The 15,634-nt window shown below is 61.7% G+C and carries 17 protein-coding genes and 1 pseudogene; 9 read left to right on the forward strand and 9 right to left on the reverse strand.

What is annotated here, in order from left to right; translation table 11 throughout:
- The first annotated feature begins 62 nt into the window (after positions 1-62).
- The gene (locus JFV30_RS21460) at positions 63-980 is read left to right on the forward strand and encodes a LysR family transcriptional regulator (protein ID WP_017475938.1); all 918 of its coding nucleotides are present in this window, start codon (positions 63-65) and stop codon (positions 978-980) included.
- Here the strand turns inward: JFV30_RS21460 and JFV30_RS21465 are convergent.
- Positions 901-1,872, reverse strand: a complete 972-nt coding sequence (locus tag JFV30_RS21465; protein ID WP_201125131.1) for a LysR family transcriptional regulator — start codon at positions 1,870-1,872, stop codon at positions 901-903. The two genes, JFV30_RS21460 and JFV30_RS21465, sit on opposite strands and share 80 nt — an antisense overlap.
- 111 nt (positions 1,873-1,983) lie before the next feature.
- On the opposite strand from JFV30_RS21465, the gene JFV30_RS21470 reads away from it, so the two are divergent.
- Together JFV30_RS21470 and JFV30_RS21475 are read left to right on the forward strand one after the other, a co-directional pair.
- Complete coding sequence (locus JFV30_RS21470; RefSeq protein WP_201125132.1) at positions 1,984-2,742, forward strand: SDR family NAD(P)-dependent oxidoreductase; 759 nt, start codon at positions 1,984-1,986, stop codon at positions 2,740-2,742.
- Positions 2,743-2,799: 57 nt separating this feature from the next.
- Entirely contained in the window at positions 2,800-3,708 is a 909-nt protein-coding gene (locus JFV30_RS21475; protein WP_169386074.1) for a LysR family transcriptional regulator, read from the forward strand.
- A gap of 57 nt (positions 3,709-3,765) precedes the next feature.
- Here JFV30_RS21475 and JFV30_RS21480 read toward each other — a convergent pair whose 3' ends face one another.
- A complete protein-coding gene (locus JFV30_RS21480) occupies positions 3,766-4,203 on the reverse strand; it encodes a multidrug/biocide efflux PACE transporter (RefSeq protein ID WP_201125133.1) in 438 nt (145 codons plus the stop codon).
- An 89-nt stretch (positions 4,204-4,292) separates the two neighbouring features.
- Between JFV30_RS21480 and JFV30_RS21485 the strand changes: the two genes are divergently transcribed.
- A complete protein-coding gene (locus tag JFV30_RS21485) occupies positions 4,293-5,147 on the forward strand; it encodes a LysR family transcriptional regulator (protein WP_201125134.1) in 855 nt (284 codons plus the stop codon).
- 4 nt (positions 5,148-5,151) lie between these two features.
- Here the strand turns inward: JFV30_RS21485 and JFV30_RS21490 are convergent, their stop codons facing one another.
- Positions 5,152-5,994 (reverse strand): LysR family transcriptional regulator, encoded by an 843-nt coding sequence (locus JFV30_RS21490; RefSeq protein WP_093206950.1) that lies wholly within the window; start codon positions 5,992-5,994, stop codon positions 5,152-5,154.
- 111 nt (positions 5,995-6,105) lie between these two features.
- Here JFV30_RS21490 and JFV30_RS21495 point away from each other — a divergent pair, with 111 nt between their 5' ends.
- Positions 6,106-6,831: an SDR family oxidoreductase gene (locus JFV30_RS21495; RefSeq protein WP_201125135.1), complete on the forward strand. Its 726-nt coding sequence runs from the start codon at positions 6,106-6,108 to the stop codon at positions 6,829-6,831.
- Positions 6,832-6,972: 141 nt separating this feature from the next.
- Here the strand turns inward: JFV30_RS21495 and JFV30_RS21500 are convergent, their stop codons facing one another.
- The 4 genes from JFV30_RS21500 to JFV30_RS21515 are packed head-to-tail and all read right to left on the reverse strand — an operon-like array spanning position 6,973 to position 9,515.
- Positions 6,973-8,199, reverse strand: coding sequence for an RNA polymerase sigma factor (locus tag JFV30_RS21500; protein WP_201125136.1), 1,227 nt, complete (start codon positions 8,197-8,199; stop codon positions 6,973-6,975).
- Positions 8,196-8,678 carry an SRPBCC family protein gene (locus tag JFV30_RS21505; RefSeq protein ID WP_010169821.1) on the reverse strand — a complete coding sequence of 161 codons (483 nt, stop codon included), beginning with the start codon at positions 8,676-8,678 and terminating at the stop codon, positions 8,196-8,198. The genes JFV30_RS21500 and JFV30_RS21505 overlap by 4 nt, the downstream gene beginning before the upstream one ends.
- 30 nt (positions 8,679-8,708) lie before the next feature.
- Positions 8,709-9,053 (reverse strand): YciI family protein, encoded by a 345-nt coding sequence (locus tag JFV30_RS21510; RefSeq protein ID WP_169386078.1) that lies wholly within the window; start codon positions 9,051-9,053, stop codon positions 8,709-8,711.
- A 42-nt stretch (positions 9,054-9,095) separates the two neighbouring features.
- Entirely contained in the window at positions 9,096-9,515 is a 420-nt protein-coding gene (locus JFV30_RS21515; RefSeq protein ID WP_201125137.1) for a YybH family protein, read from the reverse strand.
- Between the two features lie 146 nt (positions 9,516-9,661).
- On the opposite strand from JFV30_RS21515, the gene JFV30_RS21520 reads away from it, so the two are divergent.
- From JFV30_RS21520 to JFV30_RS21530, 3 genes are all read left to right on the forward strand, one after another.
- Positions 9,662-10,147 carry a GNAT family N-acetyltransferase gene (locus JFV30_RS21520; protein ID WP_201125138.1) on the forward strand — a complete coding sequence of 162 codons (486 nt, stop codon included), beginning with the start codon at positions 9,662-9,664 and terminating at the stop codon, positions 10,145-10,147.
- 19 nt (positions 10,148-10,166) lie between these two features.
- Positions 10,167-10,772: a pyridoxamine 5'-phosphate oxidase family protein gene (locus tag JFV30_RS21525; protein WP_201125139.1), complete on the forward strand. Its 606-nt coding sequence runs from the start codon at positions 10,167-10,169 to the stop codon at positions 10,770-10,772.
- 428 nt (positions 10,773-11,200) lie between these two features.
- Positions 11,201-12,175: a hypothetical protein gene (locus tag JFV30_RS21530; protein ID WP_201125140.1), complete on the forward strand. Its 975-nt coding sequence runs from the start codon at positions 11,201-11,203 to the stop codon at positions 12,173-12,175.
- A gap of 47 nt (positions 12,176-12,222) precedes the next feature.
- Here JFV30_RS21530 and JFV30_RS21535 read toward each other — a convergent pair whose 3' ends face one another.
- The gene (locus JFV30_RS21535; protein WP_201125141.1) at positions 12,223-12,705 is read right to left on the reverse strand and encodes a GyrI-like domain-containing protein; all 483 of its coding nucleotides are present in this window, start codon (positions 12,703-12,705) and stop codon (positions 12,223-12,225) included.
- A 196-nt stretch (positions 12,706-12,901) separates the two neighbouring features.
- On the opposite strand from JFV30_RS21535, the pseudogene alaC reads away from it, so the two are divergent.
- Positions 12,902-14,118: pseudogene (gene alaC, locus JFV30_RS21540) on the forward strand (alanine transaminase).
- Positions 14,119-14,239: 121 nt separating this feature from the next.
- Here alaC and JFV30_RS21545 read toward each other — a convergent pair.
- Positions 14,240-15,595 (reverse strand): GntP family permease, encoded by a 1,356-nt coding sequence (locus tag JFV30_RS21545; protein ID WP_201125142.1) that lies wholly within the window; start codon positions 15,593-15,595, stop codon positions 14,240-14,242.
- Positions 15,596-15,634: the final 39 nt, after the last annotated feature.

Consider the following 15,634-nt stretch of genomic DNA (forward strand, 5'->3'; position numbering starts at 1 on the left):
GCTTGACCCCTTGGGAAGATCTATTATCAGATGGCCCATCTTCTGAAAATCAGATACCCGCCATGTCCCTGACCCTGCGCCAAATCCGCTACTTCGTCGCCACCGCCGAAATCGGCCAGATCTCCCAGGCGGCGATTCACCTGAACATCTCCCAGTCCGCGGTGACCACTGCGATCAAGGAGCTGGAAGCGATGCTCGGCGCCCAGCTGTTTGTGCGCTCGGCCCAGGGCATGAGCCTGACCGACGCCGGGCGGCACTTTCTCAACCGGGCCTACGTGATTGTGCGCAGCGTCGACGATGCCCTGAACAGCCCGCTGCCGGACTACCGCGCCAGCGGCGTATTGCGGGTGGCGGCCAGCTACACCGTGCTCGGCTACTTCCTGCCGCACCATTTGCAGCGCATGGAACACTGGCACCCGGACGTGACCATCGAGGTGTTCGAACAGGAACGCCAGGCGATCGAACACGGCCTGCTCAACGGCCAGTTCGACATGGCCGTGGTGCTCACCGCCAACCTCACCCACCCGGATATCGTCTCGGAAATCCTCTTCAACTCCGAACGCCGCCTGTGGCTGCCCAGCCATCACCCGTTGTGCGAACGCCCCGCCGTCAGCCTCGCGGACGTGGCCAGGGAACCTTACATTTTCCTCACCGTCGACGAAGCCGAACAAAGCGCCATGCGCTACTGGGAGCAGGCCGGGCAAACACCCAAGGTGCGGTTGCGCACCAGCTCGGTGGAGGCGGTGCGCAGCATGGTCGCCAATGGCAGCGGCGTGGCGATTTTGTCGGACCTGGTGCATCGCCCGTGGTCACTGGAAGGCAAGCGCATCGAAACCGTGAGCGTGACGGACAAGGTCACGCCCATGAGCGTCGGCCTGGCCTGGCACCGCGAGCGTGACTTCACTCCGGCAATGCAGGCGTTTCGTGATTACTTCCACGATGCGTTCCTTGCGCCGCAGCAGTTGTCAGCCCGGCGTTAAACGCGAATTGCAAGGTGGCAGCCAGCCAGTCCATGAACACCCGCACCCGCAGCGGCAAATGCCGTTGGCCGGCGTACAGCAGGGACACGTCCAGCGCGGGGGCCGGATAGTCCGGCAGCACCGAAACCAACTCGCCGCTGGCCAATAGATCGAGAATGCCCAGGGCTGGCACTTGGGTCAGGCCGAAACCACCCACGCACGCCGCCCTGTAAGCGTCGGTGCTGTTGACCGTGACGCGCCCGGCCATGGGGACCCGGTGCACCTTGTTGCCTTGCACGTACTCAAACCCTGGCGAACGCGAGCCCAGCGGGCGTACGTAATGCACCAGATGATGGTCGGCCAAATCGTCCAGCGTCTGAGGGACGCCGTAGCGTTCCAGGTAGGTGCGGCTCGCGCAGTTGATCATCGGCATGCTGAACAGCAACCGGGCCACCACCGACTGGTCCGGCTGCGCCCCCACCCGCAATACGCAGTCAAAGCCCTCGGCCAACAGGTCAACCTGGCGGTCGGTGCTGCTGATCTCCATCTCGATCAGCGGGTGCTGGTCCATGAATTCCGGCAGGCGCGGCAGGATCAGTTCGCGGGCCATCACGTTGGGCATGTCCACCCGAACCCGTCCCGCCAACTGCGCCTCATCCTGACGAAACAAGCCTTCCAGTTCCTCCATGTGGGACAGCAAGTCCTTGCTGCGCTCGTACAACACGCGGCCGTCCTGGGTGGCCTGCACCTTGCGCGTGGTGCGCTGCAACAGGCGCGCGCCCAGCAGTTCTTCCAGCGCCTGCACATGCTCGGAAACCGTAGAGCGCGGCAGGCCCAGGCTCTCGCCCGCCCGGGTGAAACTCGACAGTTCGGTGACGCGCACGAAGGTGCGCAGCAGCTCAAGTTTGTTCATGGATTGTTCGCCTTATCCGGCCAGTGATTCCGGTATAGCGCTGTTTATCACGTTATTGGCGGACAAATACACTCAATCCCACGAACATTCACACGCTCCGAGGACTACACCATGACCCGTAAAATTGCATTGATCACCGGCGCCAGCCGCGGCCTGGGCAAAAGCGCTGCGCTGCACCTGGCGGCACAGGGCGTCGACATCATCGGCACCTACAACCGCGCGGCGGACGAAGCCCAAGCCGTGGTCGCCCAAGTCGAAGCACTGGGCGGCAAGGCGGCCATGCTGCAACTGGACGTCAGCCAGAGCTCTACCTTTGAGGCGTTCACCGCCCAGGTCGGCGCAGTATTGAAAGACGTGTTCGGTCAGGCGCACTTCAACTTCCTGATCAACAATGCCGGGATCGGCGCCCATGCCAGCTTCGCTGAAACCACCGAAGCGCAGTTCGACCAACTGGTGGCGATTCACTTCAAGGGTCCGTTTTTCCTGACCCAGAAATTGCTGCCGCTGATCAGCGACGGTGGCCGCATCATCAACATCTCCAGCGGCCTGGCGCGCTTCAGCCTGCCGGGTTACTCGGCCTACGCCTCGATGAAAGGCGCGGTGGAAGTACTGACCCGCTACCAGGCCAAGGAACTGGGCGCCCGCGGGATTACCGTCAACACCCTGGCCCCCGGCGCGATTGCCACCGATTTCAGCGGCGGCGTGGTGCGGGACAACCCGGACGTGAACGCCATGGTCGCCAACAACACCGCCCTGGGTCGCGCGGGCTTGCCGGATGACATTGGCGGGGCGATCTCCACCCTGCTGGCCGATGGCAGCAACTGGATCACCGGGCAACGGGTCGAGGCCTCCGGCGGGATGTTTCTGTAACCCGGTCTGATTCTCCGCTAGCATCAATGCTTTCGGATACCTGACAGGCAATCACCCATGAGTTTTGATCCAGGACTGGCCGGCGGCATGGGCGTACTGGCCGCCGTGGTCGACAGCGGCAGTTTTGCCCGCGCCGCCGACAGCCTGGAGATGACGCCTTCGGGGGTCAGCCGGGCGATTTCCCGGTTGGAAAAACGCTTGGGCATCCGCCTGTTCGACCGCACTACCCGCTCGGTGCAATTGACCGACGAGGGCCGGCGTTTTTACCAGGAAATCGCCCCGCTGCTGGCCGGCCTGGAAGAGGCCGCCAGCTCGGCGGCCGACAGCGCCCTGACGGTACGCGGACGGCTGCGGGTGAATATCGACCCGTACTTCTCGCGGCTGGTGCTGGGGCCAGTGCTCGGTGAATTCATGGGCCAATACCCGCAGCTGCAGTTGGACCTGCACACGCGGGATCAGCTCGGGGACCTGGTGGCGGATGGCTTTGACCTGGCCATCCGTTTTGGCATTCCGCAATCCTCCTCGTTGATCGCCCGCAAGCTGATGGAGGTGCGGGTACTGACGCTGGCCTCGCCGGCTTATCTTCAGCGCCATGGTCGCCCGGCCCATCCACTGGACCTGGAAGACGGCCAGCACGTGTGCATCGACTTTCGCGACTCCCAGACCGGCCGGCCATTTGGCTGGGAATTCCACCGCCCCGGCGAGCAAGTCAACGTAGCCACCCGCGGGCGGCTGGTGGTCAACGATGCCGGGACCTTATACAGCGTGTGCGAACACGGGCATGCGGTGGCGCAGATGCTCGACCTTGGGCTGACGCCGGCGCTGGAGTCGGGCGCGCTGGTGGAGTTGTTTCCCGACTGGCCCGACGAGCGTTTCCCGTTGTATGCCTTCTACCCGTCGCGGCATTTGCCGGCGGCCAAGGTGCGGGCATTCCTCGATTTTGTGGCCTCGCTACACCCCCTGTAGGAGCTGGCTTGCCGGCGATGACGTATCCAAAATCGCCATCGCCGGCAAGCCGGACTCCTACGCGGTGCGCATCCGTTTCTGCAGGATCCGCTCCCGCACCGCGTCATACGCCCAGTGATACACATAGGTGTACGGCAGGAAAAACAGCAACACGCCGATGTCGAGGATAAACGCCTGCATCAGGCTGATGTTCAGCCACCAGGCGATCAACGGAACGCAGATCGCCACCAGGCCGCCTTCAAACATCAACGCATGCAGCACGCGGGTCCAGGCCCCGCCGGACAGTCGCAGGCGCGCCTTGAGACGGTCGAACAGGCCATTGAAAATCACGTTCCAGGCCAACGCCATGAGGCTGATGGCCAAGGTCACCATGCCCATCTCCAGGGCCGGTTTATCCATGATCCACGCCAGCAGTGGCGTACAGATCATTAAGGCCAGGCCTTCAAAACCAATGGCTTGCCAAACGCGTTCAGTAATCGACTTGGTGGGTGTCATGACCCGTTCTCCGTGAGTGACGATGGTTGCCATCATTACCCTTTAACCCGATACTTCATAACCAATAACCATCGATCAAGGCGATAGTCATGGCCTCACATGAAGTGCTTCAGGCGTTTGTGCAGGCGGCGACCCAGGGTTCGTTTTCCGCAGCGGCGCGCAAGCTGGGCAAGAGCCAGTCCACCGTCAGCGCGGCAGTGGCGAGCCTGGAGATTGACCTGGACGTGGTGCTGTTTGATCGCAGCAGCCGCAAGCCGACGCTGACCCCGGCCGGGCATGTACTGCTGCAACGCGCCGAGCAGGTGCTGGAAGCCAGTAGCCGCCTGGAGTTGGCGGCCAGCCAGTTATCCCAGGGGCTGGAGCCCAAGCTGAGTATCGCAATGTCCGATACCTATCAATCGGACCGTTTCGAAACCGCCCTCAGCGCCTTTGAGCAACGCTACCCGGACCTGGAGCTGGAATGCCTGATCGCCGAATGCGAAGACTTGATCGCCCTGGTGCAAAGCGGCCGGGCGCAGATTGCGTTTATCGAAATGCAGGAGGTCTACCCGCCGGACCTCACCAGCACCGCTGTGGAAGAGCGCACGGAAATCGCGCTGTTTGTCGCCCCCAAACATCCGCTGGCGAACCTTGTGGACATCGACCAGCAAACCCTGGAACAACACCGCGAACTGCGCCTGGCGAGCATCATCAACCCGAATGAAACCCGTGGCCTGGGCCGTGTGTGGTCGGCGCCCAGTTACCTGATGCTGATGGAAATGGCGCAGTTGGGTTTCGGCTGGGCGCCTCTGCCGCGCTGGCTGGTGGAGCGGTTTGGCGGTGACCACCTGCATGAAATCAAGGCCCGAGGCTGGCCACGTTCGGTGGCGGTAGATGCATTGTGGTCACGCCAGCATCCGCCCGGCCCGGCAGGCAGTTGGCTGCTGGGCAAGATGCTGGAGTAACGGCTCAGGCCGCTTCAATCTGCGGCGGGCGGTTGTTCTGGAAGTATTCATGCAGCGCCCGCAACGCCGGCAACTCCAGGGCCTGGGCGGCAAAGCACAACCCCACCCGGCGTGTCGGTGCCGGCAGGTGCCACGGGCGAATCACTACCCCGGCCCGCTCCGCCGCCAGCGACTGCGGCAACATCGCTACACCCACTCCCGCCGCCACCATGTGCAAGGCCTGGGTCAACGAACCGGCATGCCCGGCCACCGCCTGGGGCGAACGCCCGTACAGGGCCATCAGCCGCTGGTGGGAGTCATGCTGCGGGCAGGTGATCCAGTCTTCGATCGGCGCCCAGGCCTGTTCTTTTCCACCCGCCGCCATCGGGTGCGCAGCCGGCAGCGCCATGACGTAGGACTCTTCCCAAAGCGGCAGGAACAATTCGTCCTCGCAGCACATTTCCTCCACGGCCAGGCGACCTTCTCCTTCGCAGCCTTCCTGCAAGGTCAGCAGCAAACCCGGCAAGCCCTGGTGCGCCATGCGCAGGAAGGTTTCGATCTGGCTGTCGGCAATGTCGCCCTCCACCCCCAGCTCCAGGGCGATGCGGTTTTCGCGCCCGCGAAACAGCCGGCTCAACGCATCGGCCTCGGCCACCATGCGCCGGGCCTGCGGGTACAGCACCCGCGCTTCATCACTGACCTCGACCCCACGGGGCTGACGCAGGAACAGCGCCACGCCCAACTCTTCTTCCAGTTGCTTGATGGTCACCGACAACGTCGGCTGGCTGATGAACAGGCGCTGGGCGGCGGCGGTGATATTGCGCTCTTCGAACACCGCGAGAAACGCCTTGAGATGACGCACATCCATAGTTATTACCGATGACAGACAGAGGAATAAGGCATTTTTCAGCCACTCAAGGGCTAAATATACTGCGCCCCACGTTCAGTTATTTGTTTTTCTTATCTCAGGAGTTCCACCATGAGCAAGCCCTTGATCATCATCACCGGCGCCAGTTCGGGCATTGGCGAAGCGACTGCACGCTTGCTGTCGGCCGCCGGCCACCCGCTGTTGCTGCTGGCCCGCCGCATCGACCGGCTGAATGCCCTGGACCTGCCGAACACCCTGAGTCGCGGTGTCGACATCACCGACCGCGCCGCGCTGGTGGCGGCGGTGAAAGAAGCCGAAGCCCAGTTCGGCCCGGCCGACGCGCTGATCAACAATGCCGGCGTGATGCTGCTGGGCGCCGTCAGCGAGCAGGACCCGGAGCAGTGGGAACAGATGCTCGACGTCAACGTGAAAGGCCTGCTGAACGGCATTCATGCGGTGGCCGGCAGCATGGTCGAGCGCAAGGGCGGCACTATCATCAACGTCAGCTCGGTGGCCGGGCGCAAGACCTTCCCGAACCACGTTGCGTATGTCGGCACCAAGTTTGCCGTGCACGGGATTTCGGAAAACCTGCGGGAAGAATTGTCGCCGCACAATGTGCGCGTGATCACCATTGCGCCGGGCGCGGTGGAAACCGAACTGCTGAGCCACACCACCGATGAAGCTATCAAGACCGGCTACCAGGCATGGAAACAGGACATGGGCGGCACCGTGCTGAGCGCCGACGACGTGGCCTCGGCGATTGCCTACGCATACCAGCAGCCGCAGCATGTGTGCATTCGCGAGATCGTGTTGGCGGCGACGCGTCAGCAGCCGTAAGAAGCCAAGGCAGACAACACAAATCCACTGTGGGAGCTGGCTTGCCTGCGATAGCGGGGTATCAGCAACAGTTGTATGGCTGACCCACCGCTATCGCAGGCAAGCCAGCTCCTACAGTGGATCGCATTTCAGTCTCACAGGCTATTTGAATTCCGCCAGGCGCCGCTCGATAAACCGTTGTTCGGGCGCTTGCCGGGTCAATGCCAGCGCCCGTTCAAACGCCCGCCGCGCGTCCTCCATCCGCCCCAGCCGCCGGCAAAATTCGCCCCGCGCCGAGTGTGCGAGGTGATAGTCGACCAACTCCCCCCGCGCCAGAATCCCGTCCACCAACTCCAGTCCCGCCAACGCCCCATCGCGCATCGCAACGGCCACCGCGCGATTCAGCTCGATCACCGGCGACGGCACCGCCGTTAGCAGCACGTCATAAAGCCCGACGATCTGCGGCCAGTCGGTCTCATCAGCGCTCGCCGCTTCAGCATGCACCGCCGCAATCGCCGCCTGCAGGCTGTAGGGCCCGAAGCGTCGCGAGGTCAGGGCTTTCTCCACCAGGGCAGATCCTTCAGCGATCAACGAAGCGTCCCACAGCGAACGGTCCTGCTCGTCCAGCAGCACCAACTCACCGCCCGCCGAGGTGCGTGCCGGTCGCCGGGATTCGTGGAGCAGCATCAGCGCCAGCAAGCCCATCACTTCCGGCTCCGGCAACAATTCCATCAGCAAGCGGCCCAGTCGAATCGCTTCGCGGGTCAGGTCTTCCCGGGTCAAATCGGCGCCCATGGACGCCGAATACCCTTCGTTGAACACCAGGTAAATCACCCGCAGCACGCTGTCCAGGCGCTCGGGTAATTCCGCCAGGGATGGCACTTGATAGGGGATTTTCGCCTCGCGGATCTTGCCCTTGGCCCGCACGATGCGCTGGGCGATGGTGGCCGGCGTGGCGAGAAACGCCCGGGCGATTTCCTCGGTGGTGAGGTCGCAGATCTCACGCAAGGTCAGCGCCGCCTGGGCATCGGCCGCCAGCGCCGGGTGGCAGCAGGTAAAGATCAGGCGCAGGCGGTCGTCTTCCACGTCTTCGGCGCTCCAGTCGGCGTCTTCCAGTTCATCGGCCTGAGCCAGCAACTGGTTCTGGTGCGCGGCAAAACGGGCCTGGCGGCGCAGGCGGTCGATGGCCTTGAAGCGCCCGGTCGAGACCAGCCAGGCCCGGGGATTGTCGGGCACACCGTCCTGCTCCCAGCGTTCCACCGCGACGAAAAACGCCTCGTGCAAGGCTTCCTCAGCCAGGTCGAAGTCGCCGAGCAGGCGAATCAGGGTCGCCAGGACACGCCGCGATTCGCTGCGATAAACCGCTTCGACCCGGGCCTGCACCGTCAATCGCGCATGCCTTCGGTCACCAGCGTCACCAAGCGGTCCAGGCTCTGGCCCCAGCCCTCGTGAAAGCCCATGGCTTCGTGAGCCTGCCTGGTTTCAGCGCTCCAGTGCATGGCACGGGCGGTATAAAGCGTCTTGCCGTCGACGTCTTCAAAGGTCACTTCGGCGGTCATGAACGGCTGGCCCGAAGGGATCCAGCCGGGGGTGAAGGCATCGGTAAACACCAGCCGGCTGGGGGCGGTAATTTCGAGGAATACGCCTTGGGTCGGGTACTCGCTGCCGTCGGGCGCGCGCATCAGCGTGCGAAACTGCCCACCTACCCACAGGTCCATTTCGCACTCGGGGGTGGTCATGCCGTGTGGGCCCCACCACTGTTGCAACAAGGCGGGTTCGGTCCAGGCGCGGAACACCCGGCTGCGCGGGGCATCGATCAAGCGACTGATGGACAGTTCAAATTCGGCGGGTTTGGGTTGATGAGTCATGGGTAAACCTCCTGAGTTTTATTGTTGTGATCAGAGATTCAATTCACGCACCGGGCGTACTTCCACACTGCCGACCCGGGCCGCCGGAATGCCGCCGGCCACCTGGATCGCTTCATTCAGGTCCTTGGCTTCGATCAGGTAAAACCCGGCGAGTTGCTCCTTGGTTTCGGCAAACGGCCCGTCGGTGATCGACAGCTTGCCGTTGCGCATGCGCACGGTGGTCGCGGTGGTCACCGACTCCAACGGTTCGGCGGCCAGCAACCGCCCGCTGGCCTGCACGGCGGCACCATAGGCAAAACATTCCGGGTCCTTGGGGCTGTCGGGCGAATCATGCAGCACCTGCTCGTTGCTATAGATCAGGCAGAGGTATTTCATGGGATTCTCCGTTTTCGGACAACTGACTATAGTTCGCGGCGTTCAAGGTTTCAGGTCGAACAGACCGGCGCCGGTTTCCATGTCGAAGGGTGCCGACCAATGTTCATGCACCACTTTCCACTCCCCGCCAACGCGCTGGTAACCGGCGCTGACGCGCATCCAGCAGGTCTTGAGCACACCGTCGGGCCCGGTGCCGCCACAGTGCGCCAGCCAGTGGGCAAAGGCGCTGTTATCGGCGGCGACGATATGCAGCTCGTGGAAGTCAAAGACCCCGGGGCCCGGGCAGAACTCCATGCACGCCTTCCAGTGCGCTTGGTAGGCGGCCTTACCCTTGAACTGCAGGGCGCTAACGGCGTCGAACGCGACGATATCGTCGGCGTAAAAGCTGACAATCTTCTCAACGTCCTTGGCGATGACCGCCTGTTTCCATTGTTCGATCAAGCTGTTGATTGCAGTGCTCATGGCGATACTCCTTGCGGGAAAAATCACTGAAGACACCCTTAGTCGACTGGGATATCGGCCAATCGACAGTCCCGCGAAAAATAATTGCGAATACCGCAAACCCGCTAGAATCCGCGCTTCTTTGTAGGATTTCGGATGCTACGCCGATGGAAACTCGCCTCGTTCCCTATGAGACGTTGACTGCCCTGCAGCAACAGCAACTCGGCACCCTGGAAGTGCATCCCGAACAACTGGCGTTTTCCGGCGATATCTACTGTGCGCTGAACACTCTGCTGGCCAAGCCGAGCCCCGGCGTGGCGGGTTTTGCCCTACTCGCCGACGAGATTCCCGTGGCGTTCCTGCTGCTCAAACGCCCGCCCTGCCTGCCCCATTGGGCGGATGAACACAGCGCCACGCTGCATGCACTGCAAGTCGACCGCCATCAACAAGGCCAGGGGTTTGGCAAAGCCTGCCTGCAGGCCCTGCCAGCGGCTGCGCGCCTGGTCTGGCCGCAGATCAAGGCCCTGGAACTGTCGGTGGACACGGACAATGTGGCGGCGATGGGGCTGTATTTGCAGCAAGGGTGGGTGGACAGCGGTGAGGCGTACAAGGGGCGGATTGGGTATGAGCGCCGGTTGGCGTGGGTGTTTTAAACAACGAGGAGGTGGTGAAATGCTAACAACCCTGGAACAACTCGAGTCCCTCTATGGCCTCCCCCACGAACGGGCCGTGCGCAAGGAAATCTCGTTCCTCAACGAGGATTACCAGGCGATGGTCCGCGCGTCACCCTTGGTGGTGGTGAGTTCGTCCGGCCCGGACGGCATTGATGGCTCGCCCCGCGGCGATGTGCCAGGGTTTGTACGAATCATCGACGAGCGCACGTTGGCGATTCCGGATCGGCCAGGGAATAACCGCCTCGACACCTTGCGCAATCTGGTGGTGGATCCGCGTATTGCGCTGCTGTTCATCATTCCGGGGATTGGCGAGACATTGCGGGTCAATGGTCGCGCGCAGATTTCCATCGAGCCCGAGTTGCTGGAGAGCTTTGCGGTGAATGGCAAAGCGGCCCGCTCGGTGATCCTGGTACAGGTGGAAGCGGCGTATTTCCATTGTTCCAAAGCCTTCGTGCGCTCCGATTGCTGGAACCCGGAAAAGCATCTGGATCGCTCGGCACTGCCCAGCGCCGGGGCGTTTCACAAGCGGCTGAACGACGGGGCGTTTGACGCCGAAGCCTATGACCGGGAAATGCCGGAGCGGGTCAAGGCCACGTTGTATTGAGAGGCGGTTGCAAGCGCCTCCTACCCCTTGTGTGTGTGCACTACCTGTTACTTCTAACAGCTATCCGCCCTGCGGTTTGTGAGGTGTACTGCCGTTTCCACGTTGTCGCTTGGTAAGGTTGGACGAGCAGGTATGGAGCCCTTAATCCATCAGAGGCGCACCATCATGAAGAGCCCCAAAAACATCGCAGGCAGCCTTGACCTCAGTTTTGGCGACGCCGGAAAGGTTGTGTTCGATCACCCCGCCGGCCTCACCCGACTCACGAGGGACCAGACCCTCATCACCGTTGGAAGCCGGCGTAATCCTGGTGGGCTCGTGCCCAAGAGCACCCTGCCCATGCCACCTGGCCCCCCAAAAACGCCCCCAGCGAGTTCTACCTGGTCGAGGCGGTAAAACACGATGCCGCCGGTCACAATCCCAAGGAGCAGGTGCTCAACCAGGCGGATGCAAATCCACGTATTGTCAGCCTTGCGGTGCAGACTGATGGCAAATACCTGATGCTTTGGGAAGTACGGCTACCTGGCGTAAACAACATGGCCTTCATCACCCGTTTTCATGACGATGGGACTACGGACATAAACTTCAACCCCGGTTTCGGCAGTGCGCCCCTGAATGTACCGCTCGCGGATAATCTGCTCGGAAAACAGGGTTTCAAAGTTCGAGAAGGCGACGGAGCCGTGTTTGCCGCATTCGCCACGACTCACGCAGACAGCGTCATTATCAAATTGCACAGCAACGGCTTGCGGGACACTGCATTTGGCGATGACGGACAAGTGAACCTGCACAACACCGTGTTGCACGACCTGGCCTTTCCACACAATGGTGGATTGCTGGTTGCGGGTCACAACGGCGGTCACGCCATCATTGCTCGCTACACCGACGCAGGCTTGCCAGACCATCCTTTTGGCCAGGCAGGTGTCGTTGAACTGGCCCTCGAACAAGACGGTCGCATCCGCAGCGTTTTCAGTATTGCGGTAGATACCCACAATAAAATCACCGTCGTCGGATCAGATGCACAACCGCGGCACATTCATAACTTTATCGCCAGTTTCACCGCAGACGGACACCTTGACCCTTCCTTCCATCAAGGCGTCCCCGTGCAAACCGGTGTAGAGGACGGCTCCTACGTCAGTCATGTGGTGCAGCAAGACGGAAAAATCGTGGTATTGGCTAGAGAACAGTCAACGGGCTTCACCACCAAACTGGTGAGGTACAACCACGAAGGGCATAAAGATAATAGTTTTGGGAATGCTGGTGTGGCGCTGGCCTATACGAGGAGCAGCGGCCCGGGGCAAGCGCATGTAAGCACAGTCGAGTTGCAGCACCCTGGCGAAAAATTCCTGGTGTCCGGCCCCAACGCGAACTACTACACCTATATCACGCGTCTGCTCAACGACACCTGAGTCACGGCCACCGGGTGGGAGGCGCTCCCACCCGGTGTTTCACGCCATCAGGACTCGGCTTCGATCGGAATCCAGATTTCCACGGAGCCCGTGCCCTTGCCCACATCGAAGTCGGCGCTGTAACGCTCAAAATCGGCCCCGATCACCTTGTAGCCGGAACCCGGCAGCCACTCGAACATGATGCGTTCATAGGTCTGCGCCAGCGCCTGCACTGGGCCGTAATGCGGGAACACCGCATAGCGATGGGCGGGAATTTCAATCGACTCGAAGTTGCTCGGCACATCGCCCTTGGTCGGCACTTCGACGCCCGCCAGGTAGTCGAATTCATCGTGTTTGGCGTTGTAGCACACGCCGTAAGTCACGCCGCCCACACGCTGCTTGATCTCTTTGAAGCAGCTGTCGAACAGTTCCCACAACTTGGGAATATCTCCCAGCGTGGCCTTTGAATAACGCCCTTGCACACCCGCGATCACCAGGGCCTTGCCCTCTTCCATGTGCGGCTGTAATGGCAGTTTTGTCTGTTGATCCATCTGAACAGTCTCCTTCTTATGAGGGAACAAACCCGCGTCGAGTATAGGGGCATATCCCCGCCGTACTCCAAGCAGAAATTTTTGCCGCAACATCTGGACAATTGGCCATCATCGACCGTATTGTCTGCCCCGCAGGCCACCGCAGTGGCCGACGTCGCTCGGACGGTTCCGGGCGCTTACGTATTTCGAGGCAACAATGGCCGACCAAGGTTCGCCGCGCCGCTTTGCGCGCATAGATCGACTCCCCCTTACGTTTTCAATATCACTGCCGAGCTGAAGATGGCTGCGCGTCGGCGCGGCGAAGACATCATCGACTTGAGCATGGGTAACCCTGACGGCGCCACGCCACCGCACATCGTGGAAAAAATGGTCACCGTCGCCCAACGCGAAGACACCCACGGTTACTCCACCTCCAAAGGCATTCCGCGTCTGCGCCGGGCGATTTCGCGCTGGTACAAAGACCGCTACGAAGTGGACATCGACCCGGAAACCGAAGCCATCGTGACCATCGGTTCCAAGGAAGGCCTGGCGCACTTGATGCTGGCCACCCTGGACCAGGGCGACACGGTGCTGGTGCCCAACCCCAGCTACCCGATTCACATCTACGGTGCCGTGATTGCCGGCGCCCAGGTGCGTTCGGTGCCGCTGATTCCGGGCGTGGATTTCTTCGCTGAACTGGAGCGCGCGATTCGCGGCTCGATCCCCAAGCCGAAGATGATGATCCTCGGCTTCCCGTCCAACCCCACCGCGCAGTGCGTGGAGCTGGACTTCTTCGAACGGGTGATCGCCCTGGCCAAACAGTACGACGTGCTGGTGGTGCATGACCTGGCCTACGCCGACATCGTCTACGACGGCTGGAAAGCCCCCTCGATCATGCAGGTGCCGGGCGCCAAGGACATTGCGGTGGAGTTTTTCACCCTGTCCAAGAGCTACAACATGGCCGGCTGGCGCATTGGTTTCATGGTGGGCAACCCGGAACTGGTCAACGCCCTGGCGCGGATCAAGAGTTACCACGACTACGGCACCTTCACCCCGCTGCAAGTGGCGGCGATTGCGGCGCTGGAAGGCGATCAGCAGTGCGTGAAAGACATTGCCGAGCAGTACCGCCAGCGCCGCAACGTGCTGGTCAAAGGCCTGCATGAGCTGGGCTGGATGGTCGAGAACCCGAAGGCATCGATGTACGTCTGGGCGAAAATCCCCGAGGCGTATGCCGCGATGGGTTCGCTGGAGTTTGCCAAGAAGCTGCTGCTGGAGGCGAAGGTGTGTGTGTCGCCGGGGATCGGCTTTGGTGAGTATGGCGACGATCACGTGCGCTTTGCGCTGATCGAAAACCAGGACCGGATTCGCCAGGCGGTGCGGGGCATCCGGGCGATGTTCCGGGCGGATGGGCTGGTCAAGAAAGCTGACGCCTGACCCGATCCAACTGCCGGAACCCAATCAATGTGGGAGCTGGCTTGCCTGCGATAGCGGTGTTGAATTCACCATCGCCATCGCAGGCAAGCCAGCTCCCACATTTTGTTTTGCGGTGCGCCTGTCAGACCACCAGCGACAACAACATGATAAAGCCCAACGCCACCACCGACAGGATGGTCTCCATCGCCGTCCAGGCCTTGAACGTCTCGGCCACGGTCATGTTGAAGTACTGCTTCACCAGCCAGAACCCCGCATCGTTGACGTGAGACAACACCAGCGAACCCGCCCCCGTCGCCAATACCAGCAACTCGCGGTTCACCCCCGGGATCATCCCCACCACCGGCACCACAATGCCTGCGCCGGTAATGGTCGCCACGGTGGCAGAACCGGTGGCCACACGAATCACCGCCGCCACCAGCCAGGCCAGCAGGATCGGGTTGATCTGCGCGGTCACCGCCATATGGCCGATCACATCACCCACGCCGCTGGTCACCAGCATCTGCTTGAAACCACCACCGGCACCGATGATCAGGATGATCGCTGCGGTCGGCGCAAGGCTGGCGTCGAGCAGCTTGAGGATTTGCTTGGAACCGATGCCCTGGCGATGGCCAAAGGTATAAAGCGACAGCAGCAAGGCCAGCAGCAAGGCGGTAATCGGGTGACCGATCATGTCCATCCAGTTGCGGATCACGTGGCCGTCCGGCAGTGCAACGTCCGCGAAGGTTTTCAGCAGCATCAGGAACACCGGCAACAGCACGGTGATCAGGGTGATGCTGAAGCTCGGCAGGGTCTTGGATTCCGGTTGCTCGCTGGCCAGCTGGTCCACCAGTTCCTGGGACGGGTTGCCCGGGATGTACTTGGCGATGAACGAACCGTAGAGCGGGCCGGCGATGATGGCCGTAGGCAGCGCGACGATCAGGCCGTAGAGAATGGTCTTGCCGATGTCGGCACCGAACACGCCGATCGCCAGCAACGGGCCCGGGTGCGGAGGCACCAGACCGTGCACCGCCGACAGGCCCGCCAGCAGCGGAATACCAATCTTGATCAGCGACACGCCAGTGCGGCGCGCGACGATAAACACCAGCGGAATCAGCAGTACAAAGCCGATCTCGAAGAACAGCGGAATGCCCACCAGGAACGCGGCGAACATCATTGCCCACTGCACCTTCTCCTTGCCGAAGGCCCGCACCAGGGTTTGGGCGATCTGATCGGCACCGCCGGAATCGGCCATCATCTTGCCGAGCATCGTACCCAGCGCCAGGATAATCCCGACAAAGCCGAGCACCCCGCCGAAGCCGTCCTGGAACGCCTTGATGATCTTGTCCACGGGCATGCCCGACGTCAGGCCGAGAAAGCCTGCGGCAATGATCAGCGCAATGAACGGATGGACTTTGAACCGGGTGATCAACACGATCAGGCCGATGATGGTCACCACTGCATCGAGCAGCAGATAGGTATCGTGGGACAAGCCAAACATGGGGGTCTCTCCTGTTTGTTGTTGTTATTAAAGCCGGTA

This window comes from Pseudomonas sp. TH32 (assembly GCF_016650855.1).
GTDB lineage: Bacteria > Pseudomonadota > Gammaproteobacteria > Pseudomonadales > Pseudomonadaceae > Aquipseudomonas.

Bases quoted from the DNA above. Each gene is read 5' to 3' on its own strand.
- JFV30_RS21525 (WP_201125139.1), top strand. From the start codon at position 10,167: ATGCTAACAACCCTGGAACAACTCGAGTCCCTCTATGGCCTCCCCCAC.
- JFV30_RS21515 (WP_201125137.1), bottom strand. From the start codon at position 9,515: ATGAGCACTGCAATCAACAGCTTGATCGAACAATGGAAACAGGCGGTC.
- JFV30_RS21520 (WP_201125138.1), top strand. From the start codon at position 9,662: ATGGAAACTCGCCTCGTTCCCTATGAGACGTTGACTGCCCTGCAGCAA.
- JFV30_RS21460 (WP_017475938.1), top strand. From the start codon at position 63: ATGTCCCTGACCCTGCGCCAAATCCGCTACTTCGTCGCCACCGCCGAA.
- JFV30_RS21475 (WP_169386074.1), top strand. From the start codon at position 2,800: ATGAGTTTTGATCCAGGACTGGCCGGCGGCATGGGCGTACTGGCCGCC.
- JFV30_RS21535 (WP_201125141.1), bottom strand. From the start codon at position 12,705: ATGGATCAACAGACAAAACTGCCATTACAGCCGCACATGGAAGAGGGC.
- JFV30_RS21465 (WP_201125131.1), bottom strand. From the start codon at position 1,872: ATGAACAAACTTGAGCTGCTGCGCACCTTCGTGCGCGTCACCGAACTG.
- JFV30_RS21495 (WP_201125135.1), top strand. From the start codon at position 6,106: ATGAGCAAGCCCTTGATCATCATCACCGGCGCCAGTTCGGGCATTGGC.
- JFV30_RS21505 (WP_010169821.1), bottom strand. From the start codon at position 8,678: ATGACTCATCAACCCAAACCCGCCGAATTTGAACTGTCCATCAGTCGC.
- JFV30_RS21510 (WP_169386078.1), bottom strand. From the start codon at position 9,053: ATGAAATACCTCTGCCTGATCTATAGCAACGAGCAGGTGCTGCATGAT.
- JFV30_RS21545 (WP_201125142.1), bottom strand. From the start codon at position 15,595: ATGTTTGGCTTGTCCCACGATACCTATCTGCTGCTCGATGCAGTGGTG.
- JFV30_RS21480 (WP_201125133.1), bottom strand. From the start codon at position 4,203: ATGACACCCACCAAGTCGATTACTGAACGCGTTTGGCAAGCCATTGGT.
- JFV30_RS21490 (WP_093206950.1), bottom strand. From the start codon at position 5,994: ATGGATGTGCGTCATCTCAAGGCGTTTCTCGCGGTGTTCGAAGAGCGC.
- JFV30_RS21485 (WP_201125134.1), top strand. From the start codon at position 4,293: ATGGCCTCACATGAAGTGCTTCAGGCGTTTGTGCAGGCGGCGACCCAG.
- JFV30_RS21470 (WP_201125132.1), top strand. From the start codon at position 1,984: ATGACCCGTAAAATTGCATTGATCACCGGCGCCAGCCGCGGCCTGGGC.